Here is a 22,400-nt window from a genome sequence, read left to right as displayed (position 1 = left end):
GGAGATTTTCTCCTTATTTTTTTATTAAATCTCTTCCTTTAGTTGGACAATTTTGACTTGATAGACACTTGATTCATGAAGCATTTTTTGGAGAGCATTAATCATCAGAACCAACCATGTAAAGGAAATTGCAAAGGCGATAATTTCGAAAACGGTCAGAGATAGATAATGCACTTTTAGAAATAAAATTGCTGAAGTAACAAGAGCGACGAAAACAATAGCTGACATGCTGAGAAATTCCTTCGAAATTTTGGGTAAAAGATATTTACTTAATACTATCAGGATAATAATGCACAAAACAATACCATACGCAGAAGCATTGTGAAAGGCCATTGTCCATGATTGAGCGGGGAAAATACCTACACCAGCAATAAATAGTGCGATGACATAGTAAAAGGCCTGAACAATCTTGACTTTGAAATTATATAAGTCGCTTTTTTGAAAATCCATAAATAAATAATCAGTAATTGTTAATAGCATCAAGGCAGAAAAAATCATCGTAAAATTAAATTGCCATTGATTTTTAGCCTCACCTGTTCCTAAAAAGCTAAAGTTGTATTGCCACCAAGCATTTTGGCCATTCATAGCCATGGAAAGAAAAATACCACCGATGAAGGTAATAAACAATAAGATAATCAGATGAGAAATTTTAACAGAGGCTGCAAAGAGAATTAAAAAGTAAAAAACAATAGCTGAAAAGAGTGCAGCTACAAAAGAAGCTGTGAAGCGATCGAGAGTTACTCCGACGAAGGTCATTCCCAAAATGTACCAAATTAATGCTTGAATCGCAAAAACAATCAAGGTATAGGCAAGGCTGATTGTGACAAGTTCTCTTATACGGCTAAGCATGCGTTTTTGAGGTGAGGTATTTTGCTTGGCGTAAACCCAGAGGAAGGTTGCAAAGCCAATAATTGTCGCACACAGCATGCTGATTCCAGCGACAGAATGATACCGCCCGCCTGTAAAATTAATCTGAGAATGGCCACTTAAAAAGAAAGTAAGTAGCGAGATAATTAAACTTAATAAACTGGGAATAAGCATATAGTGTAACGAAAAATTTTGTGCATCAATTTGACCAGCGTCACTTTTTAAGACAATCTGATTTTGCTCGATTGACATTTTATAGTTTTGTTTCTCAAATTTATCCGCAACTTCATCCGGGATTTCAATAATTTTTTTCATTTATCTTCTCCATTTTTTTAACTCCTATTTTTATTATTATATCAATATTTTGACGATTTAAGTTCTCCGATTCATTTAAGAAATAAAAATTTTCTGAATTGAAAGATTTGAGTTAAGTTTTTCGCTAATTTTAAAGAGAAGTGTTAAAATTAATGAAATGAAATCGGTTGCCGAGTAGGATATGTAGTGGAAAAGGGGTATAAGATGTTTCAATTTCTAAAGCTGTTTTTAATCAATGCAGTAATTTTCCTTATTTTAGATAGTTTATGGTTAATCTTTGCAAATAAAAAGTTTTATCAACCGTACATTGGCCATTTGATGGGGCAAACCAAACTTTTGCCTGCCATCATTTTTTACCTTATTTATGTGGCTGCACTTGTATTTTTTGTTTTGGTACCTGGACAAGTGAAAGAAAGCATTTCTTACGTTCTTTTAGCCGGAGCTTTTTTTGGAGCAGTATGTTATGCCACATATGATTTGACAAGTCTTGCGACATTGAGCGATTGGCCATTGAAAATTACAATTGTTGATATTATTTGGGGGAGTTTTGTGACTTCCCTTAGTGCAGCACTCACTTATATAATTGCTGCAAAGCTTTAGAAGGAGAAAGAAGTGGGAGAAAAAAATGAAAATTATCGCTTGTTACAGAGTTTTAGAGCTGGGGCAGAAAAAGTAATCCTTCAGAAAGAAGAGCTGAATAAAATAAATGTTTTCCCTGTGGCAGATGGAGATACAGGTAGTAATCTTGCCTCACTAATGCAAGCTATTATTGACAATGTACCGATGAAAAATTATCCTATGGATATTCTTTTAGATGAAATATCAGCAGCAGCACTTATTGGCGCTCGAGGAAATTCAGGAATCATTTTTGCCCAATATTTAAGTGCTGTGGCTGAGAACTATCAGAAAGCAGAAACGAATTTTGAAAGTTTTGTGGAAGCTTTAGAACAAGCTGTAAACAAAGCTTATAGTTCGTTAATAGATCCTAAGGAAGGGACTATTTTAACAGTAATGCGTGCCTGGTCTATTACACTGGTAAAAAATTATAGATTGAATCACTCCTTTGAAGAGGCCTTGTTAGAAGCAAAAGCAGAAGCACAAGAAGCACTAAATGCTACGCAATTTCAGATGACCTTATTACGGAAAAATAAGTTGGTAGATGCAGGGGCGAAAGGTTTTTATTATTTTATCCTTGGTTTTACAGACTTTTACTGCGGTAGAGTTTTAAAAGTTGGGGATGAAGAGGCAGATGACGGTCTAGAGAGGGTTAAAGAACTTTCGGTAAATCATATCATAGCTGAAGCACCGCGTTACAGATACTGTTCCGAATTTATCATCAAAGCACCCCAAATCTCTGAACTTCAATTACGAGAAGTACTGCAAGAAAAGGGCGATTCAATGGTTACTGCCGGAAATGCTAAACAGTTAAAACTCCATATGCACACTAATGAGCCTCAAAAGATCTTGGCAAAGCTAGAAAAATACGGACAAATTATCTACCAAAAAGTAGACGATATGCGGCTACAGTACGAAATTTCTCAACAAATGTTAGCTCCAATAGCGATTGTTACAGATTCTATAGCTGATTTATCTCAAGAATTTGTGCTTGCCCATCAAGTGCATGTTTTACCTGTAAATGTCACTGTGGGAGACCAAAATTTTCTAGACAAGTTGACAATTAATGCACAACTTATCAAAGAAAAAGCAGGTGAAAATCTTAAGATGAGTACTTCACAGCCAAGCATCCAAACTATTGATGCACTTTTCTCCTTTTTGGAAGGTAAGTATGAACATGTGCTTGTTATCACGGTAGCGTCACAACTTAGTGGCACATATCAGTTGATTGAGCAACGTATCAAAGAAAAAAATTATTCGAAAAACTGGATTCATCTCATTGATTCACGATTAAACTCTGTTGCTCAAGGTTTACTTGTACAACAGGCAGCCCTACTTGCGGAGAGGAGAGTTCCTATCCGACATCTTGTGCAAGAAATCCAGCAGCTACGTGAAAGAATATTCATCTATGTGGCAGTGGCTGACTTATCTCCGATGATACAGTCAGGAAGAATTCCTCAGTCTTTGGGAGCAATAGCTCAAAAACTCTCACTCCATCCAATAATTAGTCTAGACAAAACGGGCAATGGGAAACTCATCGGTGCTTCCTTAAGTCAGAAGCAAAGTATGAAAAAAATACTCAAAAAAATCCAATCCTTAGCAAAAAGTGGACAGATTGAAGATATTGCTCTGACTCATGTCTTGGCCCAAGGTGATATAGAAGATTGGCAGAAAATATTAAAAGAAAAAACGGGCAATGATTATAAGGTGATTGAGAGTTCATCTGCCATTGCTATCTCTGCGGGAGCGGGAAGTATCGCTGTCGCTGGCATTACAAAGGAGCGGTTATGATTTATGGAATAGTTTTAGGGGTTTTACTTGTTTATTTCATTTGCTGGTTTAAAGTAGCAGACCAGAAGAAAAACTATGGATTAATCGATATAGCATGGGGTGGTGGTTTTGTTTTGACAGCGTGTTTAAGCTATTTCTTCAATACTCAAATAACCATGCAAAATAGAGCAATTTTGGTTTTGGTTGGGCTTTGGGGTGTGAGGTTATTCGTTCATTTAGCTCGACGCAATTGGAACAAACCCGAAGATTATCGCTATACCAACATGCGCCGCAGATGGGGAAGTCACGCGCCAAAACTAAAGGCTTTTTTCTCCGTCTTTATGGTTCAGTACCTTTTACTTTTTATTATTGCGCTACCAATCATGCAAAGCAATCACCACCCGGAAAGTCAAATTTTTTGGTGGCAAATTCTTGGAGTAGTGGTTTGGCTGATAGGTTTTGTTTTTGAAGTAATAGGTGATTGGCAACTGGGACAGTTTAAGAAGAATAAAGAAAACAAAGGAAAATTACTGACCAGCGGCTTGTGGTCAGTGACGCGACATCCGAATTATTTTGGAGAAGCTGCATGTTGGTGGGGCATCTTCTTGATCGCTTTTACAGACATTTCTGATCTTTGGTTGATCGTGAGTCCACTTTTAATCACTGGTTTACTCTTGTTTGTTTCTGGAGTCCCATTACTTGAAAGGAAATACAAAGCACGCAAAGATTTTCAAGCATATGCACAAGTCACCCCTAAATTTTTCCCTTTCATCGGCAAGAAAGGACTGTAAAAAAATCCCAAGATAAATTTCTTGGGATTTTTATGTCACGCCTCAGTTAACGTTCAAGGATAAACTCAGAGTTAACAGAGGTCTGTTTATTTACTTTTGAAACAGCCTGTTCAAAAGCCATCCGCCCGACTTGACGGCAATGGTTGTCAATGGTGGGTAATTTGAGCAATTGTCCAGCCAGCAGACGTTCTTGTCCTACAATAATCGGTTTCGGAAGTCCTTGCTCATCAAACCAGCGCCATACATTGGCCGCAATTTCGTCGGAATTAGCAAAAATTCCGTCAAATTGTATTAATTGTGGAGCAAAGCGATAAGCATCCTCAGATGAGATAAGGCCTGATTTGATCTGCTCGGGTCTTGCCTCAAGTTGGTAAACATCCTTGTAAGCCTGTAGAGTAGTTGAAATTGTTGGACTTTTACCTCTGGATAAGAGAAAGCCAATATTTGAACAGTGTTGCTCCTTGAGCCATTCAAAGGCTTCACGATAAGCAGGGATCCGATTTGCATAGGTTGCTGGAATCCCTGAATTTTCAGGTTTGTAGCAGAGCACGATAGGACCATATTTCTGATATTTAAGAATCGTCTCTTCAGGTACTTGACGTGAAGTGAAAATGATGGCTTCAAAGGCCTTTTTACGTAATTTTTCTAGATATTCAATTTCTAAATCCTGATTATAGTTTGAAGGGAGAATAATGATTTTATATCCTGTTTCAAAGCTTTTCTCAAGGATTCCTTCTAAAATTTTGCTGAAAAAGGGTGACTTGATATAAGGAAGTACAACACCGATATTATGTGTAGCTCCATATGCCAATTCTTGAGCAATCGCATTTGTCGCATAGTCTAATTCGGCAGCAACTTTCAAGATTTCTTCACGCGTGTGTTGAGAGGCATAGCCATTACCAGAAAGCACACGAGAAACGGTGGCTTTGGAGTATCCAGTAAGTTTGGCAATATCAGAAAGAGATGTCATAAGGTTACCTGTTCGTTGATTTCACGAATAGCTGAGAGCGCCTCAGTTACACCGTGATCTGTATTTTTAGCTACCACTATTTTAACATGGGCTTTCACTTCTTCGCTAGCATTATCTACTGCGATAGGAAGACCGGCAACCTTCAAGAGTGGAATATCGTTATTTCCATCACCAATTGCAGCAATTTCCTCAAAGTCAATTTCCTTTTCTTCCAAAATAGCTTCCGCAGCATCAGCCTTAGTTTTTTCAGCAGATGTAATCTCTAAAGTATGTGCTGTGGAACGAGTCACATGGATATCAGGAATATCCAGCTCTTTTAAAGCATGCTCAATTTGTAGCATTTCTTCAGGATTGAAAGTCATCAGCATAATTTTGTAGATTTCAGATTGTCCGTCAAATGCTTTAATACGTGGTTCAGCTCCAGTAAGGGCTTTTTGGAAGAAGACTCCCTTGTCCTGTTTCTTAATGTACCAATGTGCCAAGCTGTACCAGCTGAGACTTACATTTGGAAAGTTTGAAGAGAAGTAGTCCAAAAGAGCGGAAACAATATCAGCTGGTAAGGTGTGCTTTTCAATCACTTGAATCCCAAAATCATTTTGAGTAAAAGTTAGATTGCCGTTGAAAGCAATCTGTGGTGTTTTCAGCTGAAGTTTATTCAATGTAGGTCCCATCTCAATCGGGCTTCGTGCGGAAACAAGGGTAACGGGGATATCACTCAGACAGACTGACCAGCGATTTGTATCAGAAAGGCTGCCGCGTGTGTCAAGAAGTGTTCCATCCATGTCTGTAAAAATGTGTTTAATCATCGTTAAATCTCCTTTATGTTTTTTGATGCTTTCATTGTAATTTATGAAACGCGTTCCATGTCAAGCGATATGCTTTTCCGATTTGGAAGATAAATTGAGGCGAAAAACTGGAATTTCATAAATTTTCACATAATTCTGTATAAATTCTTGCAATTTAAAATATTTTTACGTATAATAAGTCTTAAATTCATAAAGGAGAAAATCACATGAGCAAAACACTTCCATTGACAGTCTATTTCTTTTGGCGCAGATAAGTTGTGTTTATGCTTGGCATAGATACAACTTTTGAGTATTCTCAAAAAGTATCTGTGCCCGTGATAAAAAGCCGGGTAATTTACCCGGCTTTTTCTTTTTGAATTTAACCGCTCTTTAGTTTTTGTTAAACCATTAAAGTTAATCTATCGTGATCCAAGCAGGGCTTTACCTTTTTTATAAAAAACTAAAGAAGCAAAAAAAATAGAAATGAGGGATTTTACTTGGAAAATTCTAATCAAGAACTGAAGTCTTCAATGAAGACGAGACATGTGATTATGCTATCACTTGGTGGCGCCATTGGAGCGGGCTTATTTGCTGGTTCCAGTAACGCCATCCAAGCCGCTGGTCCAGCGGTAATGATTGCTTATCTTTTAGCTGGCGTAATTTTATATGTCGTGATGCATGGTGTTGGCCAAATAATCATTCATCAAAAAGAGAACACTGTTGGTTTAGCAGGGCTCATCTCCCCTTATGTGGGAAAAAGATTTGCCCACTTTACAGACTGGGTTTATTGGTCCTTATGGATGGCTGTTATGGTAGCAGAATCAGCAGCCATTGCTCAATTTTTAGGAGTTTGGCTCCCCCAAATTCCATCGTGGATTTTTGTACTTATAGTAGCTATTATTACCTTGGGGTTAAACCTTTATTCAGTACGTGTCTTTGCGGAAACAGAGTATTGGCTGGCTTGGACAAAAATTATTGTCATTCTTATTTTGATTGTTGTGGGACTTTATTTAGTCGCAACTCAAGTTTTCCACCTCGGCCTCAGTGAAGGCCTTGGAAGAATGAACACTTATGGTGGATTTATGCCCAATGGTATGCAGGGAGTGTTTAATTCCATGCTTATCGTCCTATATTCTTATGGGGGATCAGAACTCATCGCCTTGACAGTTGCAGAAGTAGAAAACCCTAAGAAAGCTATACCAAGAGCGATTCGAGGAGTTATTATCCGTATTTTCTCTTTCTATGTTATTCCAATGTTTATCTTTGTAGAGCTCTACTCATGGAAGTTCTTGAGTACAACAAAAGAAAGCCCATTTGTTTTGATTTTTGAAAAACTCGGGATTCCAGGAGCAGCTTTGATTGTTAACTTTGTTATTATTTTAGCTCTTTTTTCTGTAATTAACTCAGCGATTTATGCCACATCGCGTTCGGTCTATTCACGCGCCAAAGATGCAAAGGGTCCAATCGGACAAACGCTAGGTAGACTCTCGAAGAAACAAATTCCTGTCGCAGCAATTATCTTTTGCTCAGGTATGCTCTTTATCGGAGCTATTCTTTCCTTTATTTTTGGTGATAATCTCTTTGTCTATCTTGCGGGATCTATCTCTTACACGATTCTTATTGTGTGGATGATGCTCTTGATTGCTGCAATTATTTTCTATTTTAAAACAGGACTTGGTGGTTGGTTTATCAAGACGGTTTCTATCTTCACTTTAATTGTGCTGCTTATTGTGGGCTATAACGTTGTGATTTCAAATCCATGGGGAATTTCTGTATTTGCCTTAGTTGTCTGCCTCCTTAGCCTTTTAAGCTATCGTAAAAAAGAAGAATAAATAAATGAAACACTAAACTGTCAAGTATTTTTCTTGACAGTATTTTTTTGTTTTGATAAACTATTCTTAACAATAAAAGCGAGGTAAGGTCTATTGAAATTATAAGTCATGAAAATTGAAAAAATGTTAAAGGCGATTCTGAAAGAAAGTTCGCAGATGTTTTTTCGCATTCATGATTTATAGAAATAGACTTTCAAAAATAAAGCCCTTTTTAGGCTCATTTTGAACTCTTTTTCTCTATTTTTGTGGATGCGAAGATAGAGAAAAGGAGTTTTTATTTTGAATAAAAAACAGAAAGAGATGCAAGCTCGATTAGATAAAATCAGAGCGGTGCAGAAGAAAATGCCTGTTCAGACAGGACAAAAAATACAGGCCAAAGGACTTAAACACGCAACAAAGCCACATACAACTTCACAACATTATACGATAGGTTTTAATTAGAAATTAAGAACAGGGTGACATAACAAAAGCCCATGAGCTTTTTTAGTAAAGGAGAAGAATGTCGAATATTAAAATAAATAATTTAACATTTGGTTATACCGATCAGCTTATTTTTGACAATGTAAATATCAATATTGATGATCAATGGAAGCTGGGATTGGTTGGCCGTAACGGGAGAGGGAAAACTACACTTTTAAAAATCCTTCTTGGAGAAGTGGATGTACATCTTGAAATTAAAACCAATAAGAGCTTTGTGTATTTTCCTCAGACGATTAATGATAAAGACCAGTTGACCTTATTTGTCTTGCAAGAGTTAGCTGACTTTGAGCAGTGGGAACTTGAGCGTGAATTGACACTAATGGGCGTAGATTTAGATACTTTATGGCGTCCTTTCAATAGTCTTTCTGGTGGAGAGCAAACAAAGACACTCTTAGCACTTTTATTCTTGGATGAGCATAATTATCCGCTCATCGATGAGCCAACCAATCATCTTGATAAAGCTTCACGTGAGAAAGTTGCAGCCTACTTGTCAGAAAAAAAGGGATATATTTTAATCTCACATGACCGTAATTTTCTCAATAAGACGACAGATCATACACTTGCGATAGAGCGTGCGGACTTACAAGTATATGCAGGTAATTTTGCTATCTACGAGGAGGAAAAAAGATTGCGAGATCTCACGGAAAAGGCACAAGATGATAAACTCAGGAAAGAAATCGGTAGATTGAAGCAAACGGCGCGTGAAAAAGAAGCGTGGTCGCGTAACTTAGAAGCAACAAAATCCCGCAAGAAACGAGGTTTTGATTCGGAAACAAAACGTGTTGATAAAGGTTTTATTGGACGAAAAGCAGCAAATATGATGCAAAAGTCTAAAAATCTCGAAAAGCGCATGAAAGAGGATATCGCTGACAAGGAACTACTTCTAAAAAATTGGGAAGAAGTACCTGGATTGGAAATGAGTGTCTTAGAGAGTCATCAAAAACGCTTACTGACAGTGGAAAATTTAGCGGCTGGATTTGAAGACTTTCTTTTTGAACCTGTGTCTTTTACACTTGAACAAGGTCAGGTGCTTGCACTAACAGGAGAAAATGGTAGAGGAAAATCTTCTCTAATGAAAGTCCTCACAGGTGAATTTACTGGCCGTTATGTTGGAACATTTGAGTTGGCCCATAACTTGGTCATTTCCGAAGTAAGACAACTTGCAGATAATAAAGGTTTCCTAAATGAATTTGCTAAAGAAGAAAACTTAGAATTAGAACTTTTCCTCAACAATTTACGTAAATTAGGCGTAGAGCGCAAAGTTTTTGAGCAAAAAATCGAAAATATGAGTCAGGGACAGCAGCGTAAAGTTGAACTTGCCCGCGCTTTGAGTCAGCCGGCGCATATTTATCTCTGGGATGAACCGCTCAACTATCTTGATGTTTTTAATCAAGAGCAAATCATTCAAATGATAAAGAGGAGCAAGCCTAGTATGCTTGTCATTGAGCACGATCAGTATTTTGTTGATCAAGTAGCAGATGCCCAAATCGAACTCGTAAAAAGCAGCGTTTAGCACACTGCTTTTTTTATTGAAAAAATTCAGAGATTTCTTGACATGTTCCTTTTATTCATGTATACTAAAAGAGTCGAAAGAATGAAAGCGTTTTACGTGCGCGTTATTTTGAAGACACAGCTCTTTATCCAAAGAGCAATCTTTCCTATAAAATGTTTACAAAAGTAAGGACGTCCGTTGGTGAAGCGGGCGTTTTTACTTTAGAGTAAAAATTAGATTTTTATATCGTTCCAAGGAAATAGCTTACAAAAGGTACAAACTCAAGTCTAGACCGATGAGTAACAATAATGGTCGGCAAAGTATTTCGTTTTTAATATTGGAAATCTTATTGTAAAATAAAAGTAGAATTAATGAAATGGAGAAAAAAGATGTCTAAGGTCGGAAAGATACTGATTTCACTGTCAGGCGTGCTACTAGTTACAATTTTAGTAATGACTGCAGTAGTTTTTACACAAAATCGTGAATCAATGAAAAAACTTACAGCAATCGAAGAAAAATGGGAAGAACAAGGCCAAGGCGGCATTGGAACATATACTTTTTTAGTTTACTATGCCCCATCACCTGAAGAAGTTGAAAGTATGAAGACTAATTTTGAGACCAACCCTGATACTTTGCGAGTTTTTGTCGAAGCAAGCAGCCGCATTGAAGCTAAACAAGAAGCTATGAATCGCCAGCATATTGATGAGGCTCAAATTTTGCATATCGTCAATCCAGATGGTACAAGTAAGGATGGGTGGTGGCCACCAGTGCGTAATATGAATTAACTTTTGGAGAACATCTCAAATTGAGGTGTTCTTTTTTGATACCTCATTTCATCTAAATGTAAACATTAGAAAACCTCAAGTTACATTTTGCGCATTATGTTAGGGAAATAATTCTTATTTTAATATAATTAGTATTAAGTTAAAATAAGGAGACGTTTTATGAAAATTGTAATTATTGGTGGTTCTCATGCTGGTATTGCTTGTGCCAAGCGTGCGCGTGAAGAGTATCCAGAGTCTGAAATAATAATTTACGAAAGAAAAGCGGAAGTGAGCTTCATTTCCCAAAGCATTCCGCAATTTTTGATGGGGAAAAATAATCTGGCGAGCCAATCGACTTACACCTCTACTAGAGAGCTTGAAGATTTGGGGATCCATGTCAAAACGCGGACAACTATTGAAGATATTAATACAACAACTAAGCAGTTGACTTACACTGAAAAAGACGATGAAACCCCACTCACAGATCATTTTGACAAATTAGTCCTAGCAACTGGGTCATACCCTGTCATTCCCCCAATTCGTGGTGTGATCAATGACAACGTATATTTTGTTAAAAACAAACAAGATGCTTTTGCTCTTCGCAAATTTATGGATAAGAAAAAAGTTGTTGCGGTCATGGGAGGCGGCATGATTGGTGTTGAGCTTGCTCGTATTTTCCGAAAAAAAGGTATGGAAGTTTATATTGTCCAAGCTGGAAATCGCATCCTGAATAAGTATGTTGATGAAGAAGTTGGTGAAGAAATACGGAGCTTACTTGAAAAGGAAGGGATCAAAGTGCATACTTCATCTTTGGTTCTGGACATCAAAGATATTTCATCATCAAAACTCAGTAAAAAAGGCCAAACTATAGCTGTTTACACAGAACATAAACAAATAAATGTCGATGGTGTTGTTGTAGCTATAGGTTTTCGACCAAATTCGACTCTATTAATGGATCAGGTCCTCATTGGCGATAGGGGTGCAATCGAGGTTGATGAATATATGCGTACCAGTGCAGATGACATTTTTGCAGTAGGAGACTGTGCCACCACAACTATGAAGCAAGTAGAGCACAAAATCTATCTTCCCCATGCCTCAGATGCTTTCCGTGAAGGAGCCGTCGCTGCTATTAATCTTATGGAGCCTAAACGGATGATTACGCCGTCTCAAGGCACTTATTCTATGAATTTAGAGGAATATAGCATCTGTGTCTCAGGTCTAAGTAAAGAAACCGCTCGAAAAGAAGGCTACGAAGCTGAGCTGGTTTATCTAGAAAATCACTTTATCAACTCTGATGACTATGTCAAGGTATGGCTTACCTATGACAAAGGAAATCATAAGATTTTAGGTCTTCAAGCTATGGGCACAGTCTCTAATCTCTCAAGCTATGCCAATATTGTCTCAGTTGCTATCCAACAAGATATGACGATTGAAGACATGGAATTTGCAGATCTCTACTTTGAGCATGGGTTCCAAAATCCCGATAACTTTCTAAAAATTGCAGCACAAAAAGTAAGAGAGCAGCTTCACCAAAAGCAAGAGGGGAGAAATCCAGATGCTAAATAAGCGATCATCAACTGCGCTTGTTCAGCTTGACAATTTACTTCAAGCACTTGAGCGACTAGACAGTTTACGCATTCAGCGCACACAACTGAAAAAGGCCATGAAGCGTGAAATTAACGCTACTCGTAATCGTTATGCTTTTATCACAGGTTCAATTGCGGGGATATTTATTGCGGTCGCATTTTTCATCGTTGCTGGTGAATATATGCTTCAGCGGATGGACTTTGAATTTTTGATTCTTTTTGACGTTTTCTACTTTGTTTTTTCTAGCATGATTTCTATGGTGATTTTTCTACTTCTATGGGAGAAAGGGTTACTCAAGCGGTTTTCCAGCCCTACAGTAGCGAGGATTAATAGTGAGACTCAAACAGAGCGTGAGCGCCTTCTAAAAGAAACTAGAGAAATCTTAGATTCGGAAACAGTATCTCAAACAAATATTTCAGTGAATTACTTAACGCCTAAAGCTATCGAAATTTTTCAGAGCTATATTCAAACTGGTCAATGTGATACTGTACGCGAGGCAGCCCATATTTTTGAAATTGATTTAAAAAATAGTAGAAACCGCTATGCGAAGTTCTTCCAAAATTATGAGTCTTTAGTTTCACAAGAACGGAATTATATTGAAAAGAAGGGCGGAAACTAGATGGTTGGTTGGTTTAATCTTAGCAGCATTGTTGATGTAATGCTCTTCATTTTTATTTTTTATCCGATTGTTGGTGGGATATTCTGGATTATTGGTGGTACTTACTATCATTTCCGGACTAAAAATCGTCTTCCCAAGTTTCCAGAAGGTACTAAAGAGCCGTTCATAACCATCATGGTCCCTTGTCACAATGAGGAAGTTGTTATCGAGCGTACGCTGTATTACTTGGACACACAGATCAATTACAAAAATTATGAAATTATTGCTATATCTGATGGTTCAACAGACAATACCAATGCTATCTTGCGAAACTGGCAAGAGGCGAAGCCCGACTCACATTTAAGAGTTATTGAAGTACAGAAGAATAAAGGAAAAGCACATGGACTTACGCAAGCAGCCCTTCATTCGAAAGGGGACTTTCTCCTCTGTATCGATGCAGATTCTTTCGTTACTGGAGATGCACTTAAACATATGGTGGCTTGGTTCATGAAAGATTCTATTTTTTCTCCAAAAGAACTGGTTGCTGCAGTCACAGGAAATCCTATGCCACGTAATTTGACTTCTTTGTTGGCGAAATTACAATATGTGGAATATCATTCGATTATCGGAATGACCAAGCGTGCACAATCGATGATTGGACGAATTTTCACAGTTTCAGGGGTCTGTGTCATGTATCGGCGGGAAGCTTTGATAGACATAGGGCTTTTTGATCAATCCAAAATCACCGAAGATATCGCTGTCAGCTGGGCATTGCAGCTTAAGGGTTGGCGGATCCAATATGCACCGAATGCCCGTTGTTATATGGAAGTTCCTGAAAAAATTAGTGTCCTTTACAAACAGCGGCGGCGTTGGGCACAAGGTGGCCTTGAAGTTTTTATGTCTCACACTCTGGATGTGCTTTTACATCCTGTGAAAACTTTTCCATTCATCTTTTTGCTCATGGACCAATTTTTATCAATCATGTGGGCCATTTTCTGGTTTATCTCGTCACTATTTGTCATCTACTGGCTCTTTTTCTGGGTGGCACTTGGGGATGGTTTTCAGATCAGGCGTTTTATGATTAGTGCCTTGATTTTCATCATGTATGAATTTATTGTTGGTGTGACACAGTTGTTAACTTCAATTTGGTTTAATGATAGTGATAAAGCTGCCATGAAGTATTCCCTTTTCGCAGGCTGGTACACATGGATTTATTGGCTCATTTCACCATTCACTTTGCTCGCGGCTTTGCCAAGAGCGATTAAAGCACAAATAACAGGAGGAGGAGGAACATGGGTATCCCCAGAGAGACAGAAGACAGGAGATTAAATGGAGAACCACATGTTGATTCAGAACGTCCGCGCATCCTGTCACGTAAGGAAATCGAGAATGAAGTGGTTTACGATGCATTCTTTGATCCAAAAGCAGCACCAGATTCGAAGTTGATAACAACCCGGTTGCTTAATGTTTGCGGGATAATCATTGTCTGGTTAGTAACCTTTGTACCTGGGATAGTTACTTTATGGCAAGTCTTTTTGACTGAAGAGATATTAGAAACAGAGGAGCCCTTCTTTTATTTGGAGTCCACAACACGACTTTTCTATACCTTTACGCAATCAATCCTTATGACCCTACTTGTAGTGTCGATCATTATTGCTTTGCTTGCGTTCAACCGTAAATGGTTTAGAACTAAGGGATATTTTTCTGATAAATTCCAGGACAAACGAAAGAACGCTTTGGAACAAATTGAGATCAAAGCTGATATTTTAGAGTTCCATTTCTCAAGAAAATTAGGTGAGGAAGCAGTACGCCGAAATATCAAGTGGGTCGTTATTTTACCCGAAGAAAATATTGATACCGACGAGATTGAGCTACTTTATGATGATTATATTAAGAAACCTTGAAGTATATTCAAGGTTTTCTAAAAGTATTATTATCTAAAATGAAAGCGAAACAGTCCTTAATTTGCTATAATTAGATAAGAATACTTTTAGAAAAAGGAGTTTTATTTTGGGGATTCTTGCCATTGTTGAACTATCTATTTTTGTCCTAAACTTCTTTTTATCATTGACCATCATTTTTCGGGAGCGAAAAAGCACCTCAACAACATGGGCTTGGCTCTTTGTGGTCAACCTGCTACCGGTCTTTGGCTTTATTTTATATATCTTGGTTGGTCGTGGCATTGCACACTATCGAATTTTTAAAGTGCAGCGTGCCTTTCGTGTGGGATTTGAGGAACAATTGAAACGTACTTGGAGAGTATATAATGAAGAGGGCTTCATAAAAAAAATAACGCGGAATCATGGTATTACACAGCTGATTCATATGCTTTTTGTTGAAGAAAAAGCCGTTATTTCAGCAAACACAGGAGTGAAAATCTTCACAGATGGTCGTGCAAAGTTTGATGCACTGCTTGACGATATTCATAATGCCAAACACCATATCCATTTAGAGTATTACATCTTTCGTATGGATCATCTGGGAAGGGAGCTTACCGATGCTCTTACTGCAGCTGTAAAACGTGGTGTTGAAGTGAAAGTCCTCATTGATGCTTGGGGAAGCAATAAAACGAAAATGCATGAGTTTGATGAATTGACGAAAGCTGGGGGAGAGGTGTCCTATTTCTTTCCGCTGATTTTATCCCTCATCAATCCCCGAACAAATTATCGTCTACATCGTAAGATCGTGGTTATCGATGGTCAAATTGGTTACACAGGTGGTTTCAATGTGGGAGACGAATACGCAACAGAAACGGCTAAATTTGGTTATTGGAGGGATACGCATCTCCGTTTAACAGGAGATGTTGTGTATTCTTTACAGAATCGCTTCATTATGGATTGGAACAGTCAACATAAGTTTGAAATATCAGAAGCAGAAGAGTACTTCCCAGTAGCCTTAGAAGAAGACCGTATCATCACACAGTTTGTGACCTCTGGTCCAGATGAAGTTAAAGCACAAATCAAAATGACCTATATGAAAATGATAAACAGTGCAGAACGTGAAATCATCATTCAAACACCTTATTATGTTCCAGATGATGCTTTACATGAATCTTTGAAATTGGCACTTTTATCTGGTGTAGAAGTTCGGCTTATGATTCCTAATAAGCCAGATCATCCGCTGGTGTATTGGGCAACCTATTATTATGCGGCAGACTTGCTTAAGATGGGGGCAAAGGTTTATACTTATGAGAAAGGGTTTGTGCATTCTAAAACGCTCATCATTGATGGAGAGTATGCATCTGTAGGATCAGCAAACTTCGACAATCGAAGTCTCCAACTTTGCTTTGAGGGAAATATGGTCCTTTACGATTATGATATTTCGCAAAAATTACGTGAAGACTTTAAGAAAGACCTTGAAGTCAGTAAACGATTGACCATGGAAATATACGAAGAGCGTAGTACTAGTATTCGCTTTAAAGAGGGGCTTGCAAGACTCATTAGTCCAATGCTTTGAACAAAATAATCCTATTTATACTTTATAAGAAAGAGGAGAAAAACATGGATAACAAACTGAATATTGTCATTATTACAGGTATGTCAGGCGCAGGTAAAACTGTAGCTATTCAATCTTTTGAAGATATGGGCTACTTTGCCGTGGATAATATGCCACCTAACTTAATTGAAAAATTTGTTGAGCTTCTCAATACACCAGATAGTAAGATAAACAAAGTCGCAATGGTTGTCGATATGCGCTCACGTATCTTCTTTGACCGCTTGCGCGGTATCGTTGCAGAACTTTCTAATCTTCCAGAAGTGAATTTCAAACTTTTATTCCTTGATGCAAGTGATGTTGAACTGGTTGCACGTTATAAAGAAACACGCCGTTCACATCCGCTAGCTATTGATGGACGTGTACTGGATGGGATTACACAAGAACGCGAAATTCTCTCAGATTTGAAGTCCTTGGCTGAAGTTGTTATTGATACAAGTGAGCTCACACCACGTAATTTGCGGGCCCGTATTCTTGAGCGTTTTTCAGAGACAAAAGAAGCACCATTTCGTATTGAAGTTATTTCCTTTGGCTTTAAGTATGGTTTGCCGATGGATGCAGACTTAGTCTTTGATGTGCGTTTTCTACCAAACCCACACTATATTCCAGAGCTTCGTGATAAAACAGGGCAAGATAAAGAAGTCTTCAACTATGTTATGAACCAGAAAGCTTCTGAAGATTTTTATAAAAATTTAATGAATATGCTCTTGCCGATTATACCTGCCTACCAAAAAGAAGGAAAATCTGTATTGACAATTGCTTTTGGCTGTACAGGTGGACAACACCGTTCTGTCGCATTTGCTGAACGTGTATCCAAAGCACTTCTTAAAGAAGATTGGCATTTAAATACTAGCCATAGAGATAAGGATAGACGGAAAGAAACGGTTAATCGATCATGAGTAAATCAAAAGTAGTAGTTATAGGAGGCGGGACTGGGATTCCCGTTATTTTGAAGTCTTTGCGTCAAGAAAATATCGATCTTTCCGCAATTGTAACAGTAGCAGATGATGGCGGCTCTTCGGGCCGTCTGCGTTCAGCAATTAATATTGCTCCACCTGGAGACTTGCGCAATGTTCTTATCGCAATGAGCGACATGCCAAAATTTTACGCAGATATTCTCCAATATCGTTTTGATGCAAGCGATGGGGAACTTTCTGGTCATCCTTTAGGAAATCTGATTATTGCAGCGATTGGTGAGATGCAAGGATCGACTTATCAGGCGGTGCAAACTCTGGCTCGTTTTTTCCATGTGCGTGGAAATGTTTATCCCTCAAGTGATGTAGCTTTGACTTTGCATGCTGTCTTTAAGGATGGACATGAAGTTGAAGGTGAAAGTAAAATTGCTGATTATGAAGGTTTGATTCATCATGTATATTTGACTGAGACAAATACGGGACAGAGACCACGTGCCTCTAAAAAGGTTGTTCAAACTATAATGGAAGCAGATACGATTGTTTTAGGACCTGGCTCCCTCTTTACTTCAATCTTGCCAAATATTGTCATCCCAGAAATTGGTGAAGCCTTATTAAAAACAAAAGCCCGTATTGTTTATGTCTGCAATATCATGACACAACGTGGGGAGACGGAGCACTTCAGTGACGCCGATCATGTACGTGTCATCCACGAACACTTAGGTACTCGTGTGATTGATACCGTTCTTGTAAATAGTGCTGAGGTGCCAGAAGAGTATATGAATTCTAATAAATTTGATGAGTATTTGGTACAAGTTGTTCATGACTTTAAAGCACTCAGAGAGGAAGAAGTTAATGTTATTTCAAATGATTTCTTAGAATTGATTAATGGTGGAGCCTTCCACAACGGGGATGCAATTGCTTCAGAAATCATGGGCATCAGTACACGTTGTGAGAGAAAAAAAGAATGAGCTTTACAAGTGAAATAAAAAAAGAACTCACGAGTCAAAAAGCAAGCCGAGGAACTTTGCTTGCATTAATTCGGATGAATGGCTCTCTGGGTATTTCTGGTGGTTTAACCTTGTCCTTGTCTACAGAAAATGCAGCAACCGCAAAGTATATCTATCAGATGCTCCTCGAAATTTACCAGATACGTGCCGAGATTCGGGTGCATCAGAAAACAACATTATCCAAAAATAGAGTATACACGGTTTTTATCGAAGAGAAGGTCAATGCATTGCTCAATGAGCTACAACTTTCGGATTCGCTGATGTTTCTGGACTCTGGTATCCCTGAGTCAGTCAAATATGACCAACAAGCACAAGAAGATTATATGCGGGGGGCTTTTTTATCGAGTGGTTCAATGCACAACCCAGAAAAAGGCGATTATCAGTTGTCTATTTCTAGTGTATATTATGAACATGCTGAAGACTTAAAAGATATTTTTAATAATTTCGGTTTTGATGCGCGTGTCATTGCGCGGAAGAACCGCTACATCCTCTATTTATCTAAAGCAGAAGAAATCATGGATTTTTTGACTTTGATTGGTGCGATGAAGGCACGTTTAAAATTTGAAGATGCAAAAATAATGCGTGAAATGCGTGGCTTGGCAAACCGTCAATCCAACTTTGAGTCGGCAAATATAAACAAATCAGTGTCAGCAGCGCAAGATGTAATATCGGCCGTCAAATATTTAGCAGAGAAGAAAGAGCTGGAAAACCTGCCCCCTGCACTCACAGAGGTTGCACATGCACGGATTGCTCATCCTGAAGCAACAATTAAAGAGTTAGGGCAACTCTTGGACCCGCCTCTGGGTAAATCAGGTGTGAATCACCGGTTACGAAAACTGACAGCTTTAGCAGAAGAAATAAAAAAAAGCGGAAATTAATCCGCTTTTTTTAGAGCATTTAAAAACATTTCAGTAAGAATCTCAGGGCGCTTCAGTGCCCTTTCTAAAGGGATTCTTTTCATGCCTTCACTCATAATATCGATAAAAAGAATCAAATCCTCATCCGTGTAATCAGGAGAAATTTGACCTTCTGCACGTCCCTTTTGAAAGAGTTTTTGATAAACAAGATGTTGAATATGTCGCATATCTGTATCAAAGAAGTTAGGATCAGTAGCGTATTGATTCATCATGTTTTGCAAAAAAATATCAGTCATTAAATGAATCTGTCTTATTTTAAAACGCGAAACCTGACGAAAAGTCTCACGAAAATTTTCTTTCGTGTTTACCAACTGTTGAATTTCTTCAATCATAAAATTAAGTGCATCTCGTATAACGATATTCATCAAGTTATTTTTATTCTTGTAATATTTAAAAATTGTGACCTTAGAGACTTGTGCCAGTTGAGCAATTTCATCCATAGAAATATCTGAAATTAAGCGTTCTCGTAGTAGGTTAGAAGTCACTTCAAGAATGGCTTTTTTCTTTTTTTCTGTTTGATTCATTTTCTTGCCTCCACAAAAGAATACTTTATATGTATTATATCTTTTCGTTTGTACTCTTTCAACTAAAATAGTACAATATGAACTATAAAAGTAAAAATAGTACATATTAGTATGGAGTGAGGAGGCAAAGCAATGCAAAAGATTGTTGAAATAAAAAACTTGCAGAAAAATTTTGGTAAATTTCAAGCTTTGAAGAATGTTACATTAGATGTAAATGCCGGAGAAGTTTTGGGCTATATTGGTCCCAATGGTTCAGGAAAATCAACAACGATTCGTGTTTTGTTGGGGATTATTAAAAAGAGTGGAGGCTCAGCCACAATATTTGGTAAAGATGTGTGGACGGATGCCATTGAAATTCATAAGAAAATTGCTTATGTGCCCGGCGATGTCTATCTTTGGCCCAATCTCTCTGGGGGCGAGATTATTGACCTTTTCTTGAAATTACATGGTCATGCAGATTTAAAAAAACGTGATGAACTTATCAAGAAGTTCGAACTTGATCCCAAGAAAAAGGCGCGTAGCTATTCCAAAGGAAACCGTCAGAAGATTGCCTTAATTGCTGCCTTAGCCACGGATGCTGAACTTTATATATTTGACGAGCCAACCAGTGGTTTGGATCCCTTGATGGAATCGGTTTTCCAAGCTGAAGTCCAGCGCCTCAAAAAATCGGGGAAAGCCATTATTTTGTCCAGCCATATCTTATCTGAAGTCGAGCGTCTAGCAGATCGTGTTGCTGTTATTCGAAAAGGAGAAATCGTTGAAACAGGGTCACTTGATGATTTACGTCATTTGACACGTGATACTTTTAAAGTCGAAACTACTCAAGCGCCAGAAGCGTTGCATGGATTAGAGGGCGTCCATGATTTGCACCTCAATGGCAATAAGGCTGTTTTTCAAGTGGATTCGGATAAAACAGATGTTATCTTAAAAACTTTACTTAAGTATGGGGTGAAGAAGTTAGAGTCTACACCGCCAACTTTAGAAGAGCTCTTCATGCATCATTATGAATAGGAGGTGAACGTTATGGACAAACCTTTAAATAAAACCTTTAGTATGCTGAGGGCTTTACTCAAGAGAGATTGGCTAAAACTTGTCTTTTGGATAGTTGGTGTGCTGGCCTTTGCAGCGTCGGGAGTGGGTAAATTCGAGCTTATCATGCAGACTGATAGTCAACGAGAAACCATGTTTAATGTTTTTCAGGGACCAGCTATGACGGCATTGTTCGGTCCTATGACGGTCGCTCAAGGTAAGGACTTTACCGCGGCTGCAGCTTATGGAACGACCATGCCTTTAATTACGGCAATAACATTCGCTGTTGTTGCGATTATCTATGTTATCAATCGTACACGAAAAGAAGAAGAAGATGGAATCGCTGAAGTTTTTCGCTCTTTTCAAGTCGGAAAATTAGCCAATACGACAGCCGTTGTTATTGAACTCTTTGTTTTACAAGTCTTGATTACTGTAATCTTGGCGATTTCAATTCAGTTGCAAAATATTCCAGGTATGACTTCTTTTAGCGAGAATCTCTTGTTTGCCTCTGCTATAGGTGCTCAAAGTTTACTTTGGGGCTTGTTTGCACTTGTTTTTGCACAAATCTTTTCCGACTCAGGCAGTGCCAAAGGTGCTACTTTTGGCTTGCTTGGTTTGCTCTACCTTATTCGTATGGGAACAGATACACAAAATGTAAATTGGGGCTATTGGAACCCTTTAAGTTGGTCCTATCTAACCGACCCTTATGTTAAGAATCATTGGCTTCCCATCTTCTTGGCTTTAGGATTGAGCCTTATTCTTCTCGTTCTCGCTTATTTCCTTGAAATTAGGCGAGATGTCAATGCAGGATATATTCCAGAGGTAAATGGTAAGGCTCATGCATCGAAAAGCTTGCTCAGTTTTACAGGGCTTACGCTGAGGCAACAACGTACAGCTAGTATCGGCTGGATTTTAGGGCTTTTTGTTCTAGGCATTACTTATGGATCAATGATTGACCAAATCGGTGGCTTTGTTGAATCCAGTCCAACTATATCCAAACTCTTTAATATTGACCCTCATCTGGCTAATGAAGCCAGCAAGGTAGCAAGTAAAGCGATGATTGAAAGTTTTATGTCGACAATCTTTATGATTTGTGCTGTAATGGTTGCTTGTTTTGCGGTCACTTCTCTCATGCGGATGGTAACAGAAGAACGAAAAAATCGGCAAGAACAGCTTTATGCTATGCCAATTAGTCGTTATAAAGTTTATGCCACTTATATGATTATCTCTTGGATATTGGGAGGTCTTGCTCAATTTGCAGTTGTGCTTGGTATCTATCTCGCCCAAGCCAATAATGACAATGCATTCAGTTTTGCTAAAGTAGCTGCAGCGGGAATGTCTTGGACTGCTGGGATTTTCTTTGTCCTTGGGATTTTAGGTTCTCTAATGGCCGTGCTTCCACGCTTGAGCACATTAATCTGGGTTTATCTTGGTTTTGCTTTTTTCATGAGTTATATTGGTAACATATTGAATCTCCCTGCTTGGTTGAATAATTTTAATGTTTTCCACCATATTTCAAGACTTCCGGTAGAAACAATGAACTGGGGCAATTTTGTATTTATACTTGCTTTAGCAGTAATATTTGCTCTGATTGGCATGTTTATTTATCGGCAACGTGACTTGATTGGTGATTAAATAAAAAAATAGTCCG

At 38.2% G+C, this 22,400-nt stretch carries 21 protein-coding genes; 17 read left to right on the top strand and 4 right to left on the bottom strand.

All coding sequences use genetic code 11. The features are described 5' to 3' along the window. Positions 1-24: 24 nt before the first annotated feature. On the bottom strand, positions 25-1,182 hold the full coding sequence (locus KJS37_RS07935; RefSeq protein WP_213496747.1) for a DUF998 domain-containing protein: 1,158 nt from the start codon (positions 1,180-1,182) through the stop codon (positions 25-27). A 204-nt stretch (positions 1,183-1,386) separates the two neighbouring features. Here KJS37_RS07935 and KJS37_RS07930 point away from each other — a divergent pair, with 204 nt between their 5' ends. The 3 genes from KJS37_RS07930 to KJS37_RS07920 are packed head-to-tail and all read left to right on the top strand — an operon-like array spanning position 1,387 to position 4,358. Further along, positions 1,387-1,782 carry a DUF2177 family protein gene (locus KJS37_RS07930; protein ID WP_213496745.1) on the top strand — a complete coding sequence of 132 codons (396 nt, stop codon included), beginning with the start codon at positions 1,387-1,389 and terminating at the stop codon, positions 1,780-1,782. Between the two features lie 12 nt (positions 1,783-1,794). Beyond that, positions 1,795-3,588: a DAK2 domain-containing protein gene (locus KJS37_RS07925; RefSeq protein WP_213496743.1), complete on the top strand. Its 1,794-nt coding sequence runs from the start codon at positions 1,795-1,797 to the stop codon at positions 3,586-3,588. After that, positions 3,585-4,358: a DUF1295 domain-containing protein gene (locus KJS37_RS07920; RefSeq protein ID WP_213496741.1), complete on the top strand. Its 774-nt coding sequence runs from the start codon at positions 3,585-3,587 to the stop codon at positions 4,356-4,358. Before KJS37_RS07925 ends, KJS37_RS07920 begins: the two co-directional genes overlap by 4 nt. A gap of 46 nt (positions 4,359-4,404) precedes the next feature. Here the strand turns inward: KJS37_RS07920 and KJS37_RS07915 are convergent, their stop codons facing one another. Then, positions 4,405-5,328: a LacI family DNA-binding transcriptional regulator gene (locus KJS37_RS07915; RefSeq protein ID WP_213496739.1), complete on the bottom strand. Its 924-nt coding sequence runs from the start codon at positions 5,326-5,328 to the stop codon at positions 4,405-4,407. After that, positions 5,325-6,134, bottom strand: coding sequence for a Cof-type HAD-IIB family hydrolase (locus KJS37_RS07910; RefSeq protein ID WP_213496737.1), 810 nt, complete (start codon positions 6,132-6,134; stop codon positions 5,325-5,327). The genes KJS37_RS07915 and KJS37_RS07910 overlap by 4 nt, the downstream gene beginning before the upstream one ends. A gap of 476 nt (positions 6,135-6,610) precedes the next feature. Here KJS37_RS07910 and KJS37_RS07905 point away from each other — a divergent pair, with 476 nt between their 5' ends. From KJS37_RS07905 to whiA, 12 genes are all read left to right on the top strand, one after another. Further along, positions 6,611-7,945: an amino acid permease gene (locus KJS37_RS07905; RefSeq protein WP_213496734.1), complete on the top strand. Its 1,335-nt coding sequence runs from the start codon at positions 6,611-6,613 to the stop codon at positions 7,943-7,945. A gap of 279 nt (positions 7,946-8,224) precedes the next feature. After that, on the top strand, positions 8,225-8,386 hold the full coding sequence (locus KJS37_RS07900) for a hypothetical protein (RefSeq protein ID WP_165711999.1): 162 nt from the start codon (positions 8,225-8,227) through the stop codon (positions 8,384-8,386). Positions 8,387-8,444: 58 nt separating this feature from the next. Further along, a complete protein-coding gene (lsa(D), locus tag KJS37_RS07895; protein WP_213496732.1) occupies positions 8,445-9,938 on the top strand; it encodes an ABC-F type ribosomal protection protein Lsa(D) in 1,494 nt (497 codons plus the stop codon). 368 nt (positions 9,939-10,306) lie between these two features. After that, positions 10,307-10,702 (top strand): hypothetical protein, encoded by a 396-nt coding sequence (locus tag KJS37_RS07890; RefSeq protein ID WP_017369738.1) that lies wholly within the window; start codon positions 10,307-10,309, stop codon positions 10,700-10,702. A 159-nt stretch (positions 10,703-10,861) separates the two neighbouring features. Further along, positions 10,862-12,247 (top strand): NAD(P)/FAD-dependent oxidoreductase, encoded by a 1,386-nt coding sequence (locus tag KJS37_RS07885; protein ID WP_213496730.1) that lies wholly within the window; start codon positions 10,862-10,864, stop codon positions 12,245-12,247. Next, positions 12,237-12,887, top strand: coding sequence for a hypothetical protein (locus tag KJS37_RS07880; protein ID WP_213496728.1), 651 nt, complete (start codon positions 12,237-12,239; stop codon positions 12,885-12,887). The genes KJS37_RS07885 and KJS37_RS07880 overlap by 11 nt, the downstream gene beginning before the upstream one ends. Further along, entirely contained in the window at positions 12,888-14,195 is a 1,308-nt protein-coding gene (locus KJS37_RS07875; RefSeq protein WP_213496726.1) for a glycosyltransferase family 2 protein, read from the top strand. Continuing rightward, positions 14,159-14,770, top strand: coding sequence for a hypothetical protein (locus tag KJS37_RS07870; RefSeq protein WP_017369733.1), 612 nt, complete (start codon positions 14,159-14,161; stop codon positions 14,768-14,770). The genes KJS37_RS07875 and KJS37_RS07870 overlap by 37 nt, the downstream gene beginning before the upstream one ends. A gap of 106 nt (positions 14,771-14,876) precedes the next feature. Next, complete coding sequence (gene cls / locus KJS37_RS07865) at positions 14,877-16,322, top strand: cardiolipin synthase (protein ID WP_165714459.1); 1,446 nt, start codon at positions 14,877-14,879, stop codon at positions 16,320-16,322. A 44-nt stretch (positions 16,323-16,366) separates the two neighbouring features. Next, the gene (gene rapZ / locus KJS37_RS07860; RefSeq protein ID WP_017369731.1) at positions 16,367-17,257 is read left to right on the top strand and encodes an RNase adapter RapZ; all 891 of its coding nucleotides are present in this window, start codon (positions 16,367-16,369) and stop codon (positions 17,255-17,257) included. Next, entirely contained in the window at positions 17,254-18,240 is a 987-nt protein-coding gene (locus KJS37_RS07855; protein ID WP_017369730.1) for a gluconeogenesis factor YvcK family protein, read from the top strand. The genes rapZ and KJS37_RS07855 overlap by 4 nt, the downstream gene beginning before the upstream one ends. Beyond that, on the top strand, positions 18,237-19,157 hold the full coding sequence (whiA, locus tag KJS37_RS07850; RefSeq protein WP_017369729.1) for a DNA-binding protein WhiA: 921 nt from the start codon (positions 18,237-18,239) through the stop codon (positions 19,155-19,157). Before KJS37_RS07855 ends, whiA begins: the two co-directional genes overlap by 4 nt. Here whiA and KJS37_RS07845 read toward each other — a convergent pair. Continuing rightward, a complete protein-coding gene (locus tag KJS37_RS07845; RefSeq protein ID WP_213496724.1) occupies positions 19,154-19,720 on the bottom strand; it encodes a TetR/AcrR family transcriptional regulator in 567 nt (188 codons plus the stop codon). The genes whiA and KJS37_RS07845 overlap by 4 nt on opposite strands. Positions 19,721-19,852: 132 nt before the next feature. Between KJS37_RS07845 and KJS37_RS07840 the strand changes: the two genes are divergently transcribed. Both KJS37_RS07840 and KJS37_RS07835 read left to right on the top strand, forming a co-directional pair. Continuing rightward, on the top strand, positions 19,853-20,731 hold the full coding sequence (locus KJS37_RS07840; protein ID WP_165711989.1) for an ABC transporter ATP-binding protein: 879 nt from the start codon (positions 19,853-19,855) through the stop codon (positions 20,729-20,731). Between the two features lie 12 nt (positions 20,732-20,743). Continuing rightward, the gene (locus tag KJS37_RS07835) at positions 20,744-22,384 is read left to right on the top strand and encodes an ABC transporter permease (protein WP_017369726.1); all 1,641 of its coding nucleotides are present in this window, start codon (positions 20,744-20,746) and stop codon (positions 22,382-22,384) included. The last annotated feature ends 16 nt before the right edge of the window (positions 22,385-22,400 follow it).

The organism is Lactococcus formosensis (assembly GCF_018403745.1).
GTDB classification, from domain to species: domain Bacteria; phylum Bacillota; class Bacilli; order Lactobacillales; family Streptococcaceae; genus Lactococcus; species Lactococcus formosensis.
This window is presented reverse-complemented; position numbering and strand designations above follow the sequence as displayed.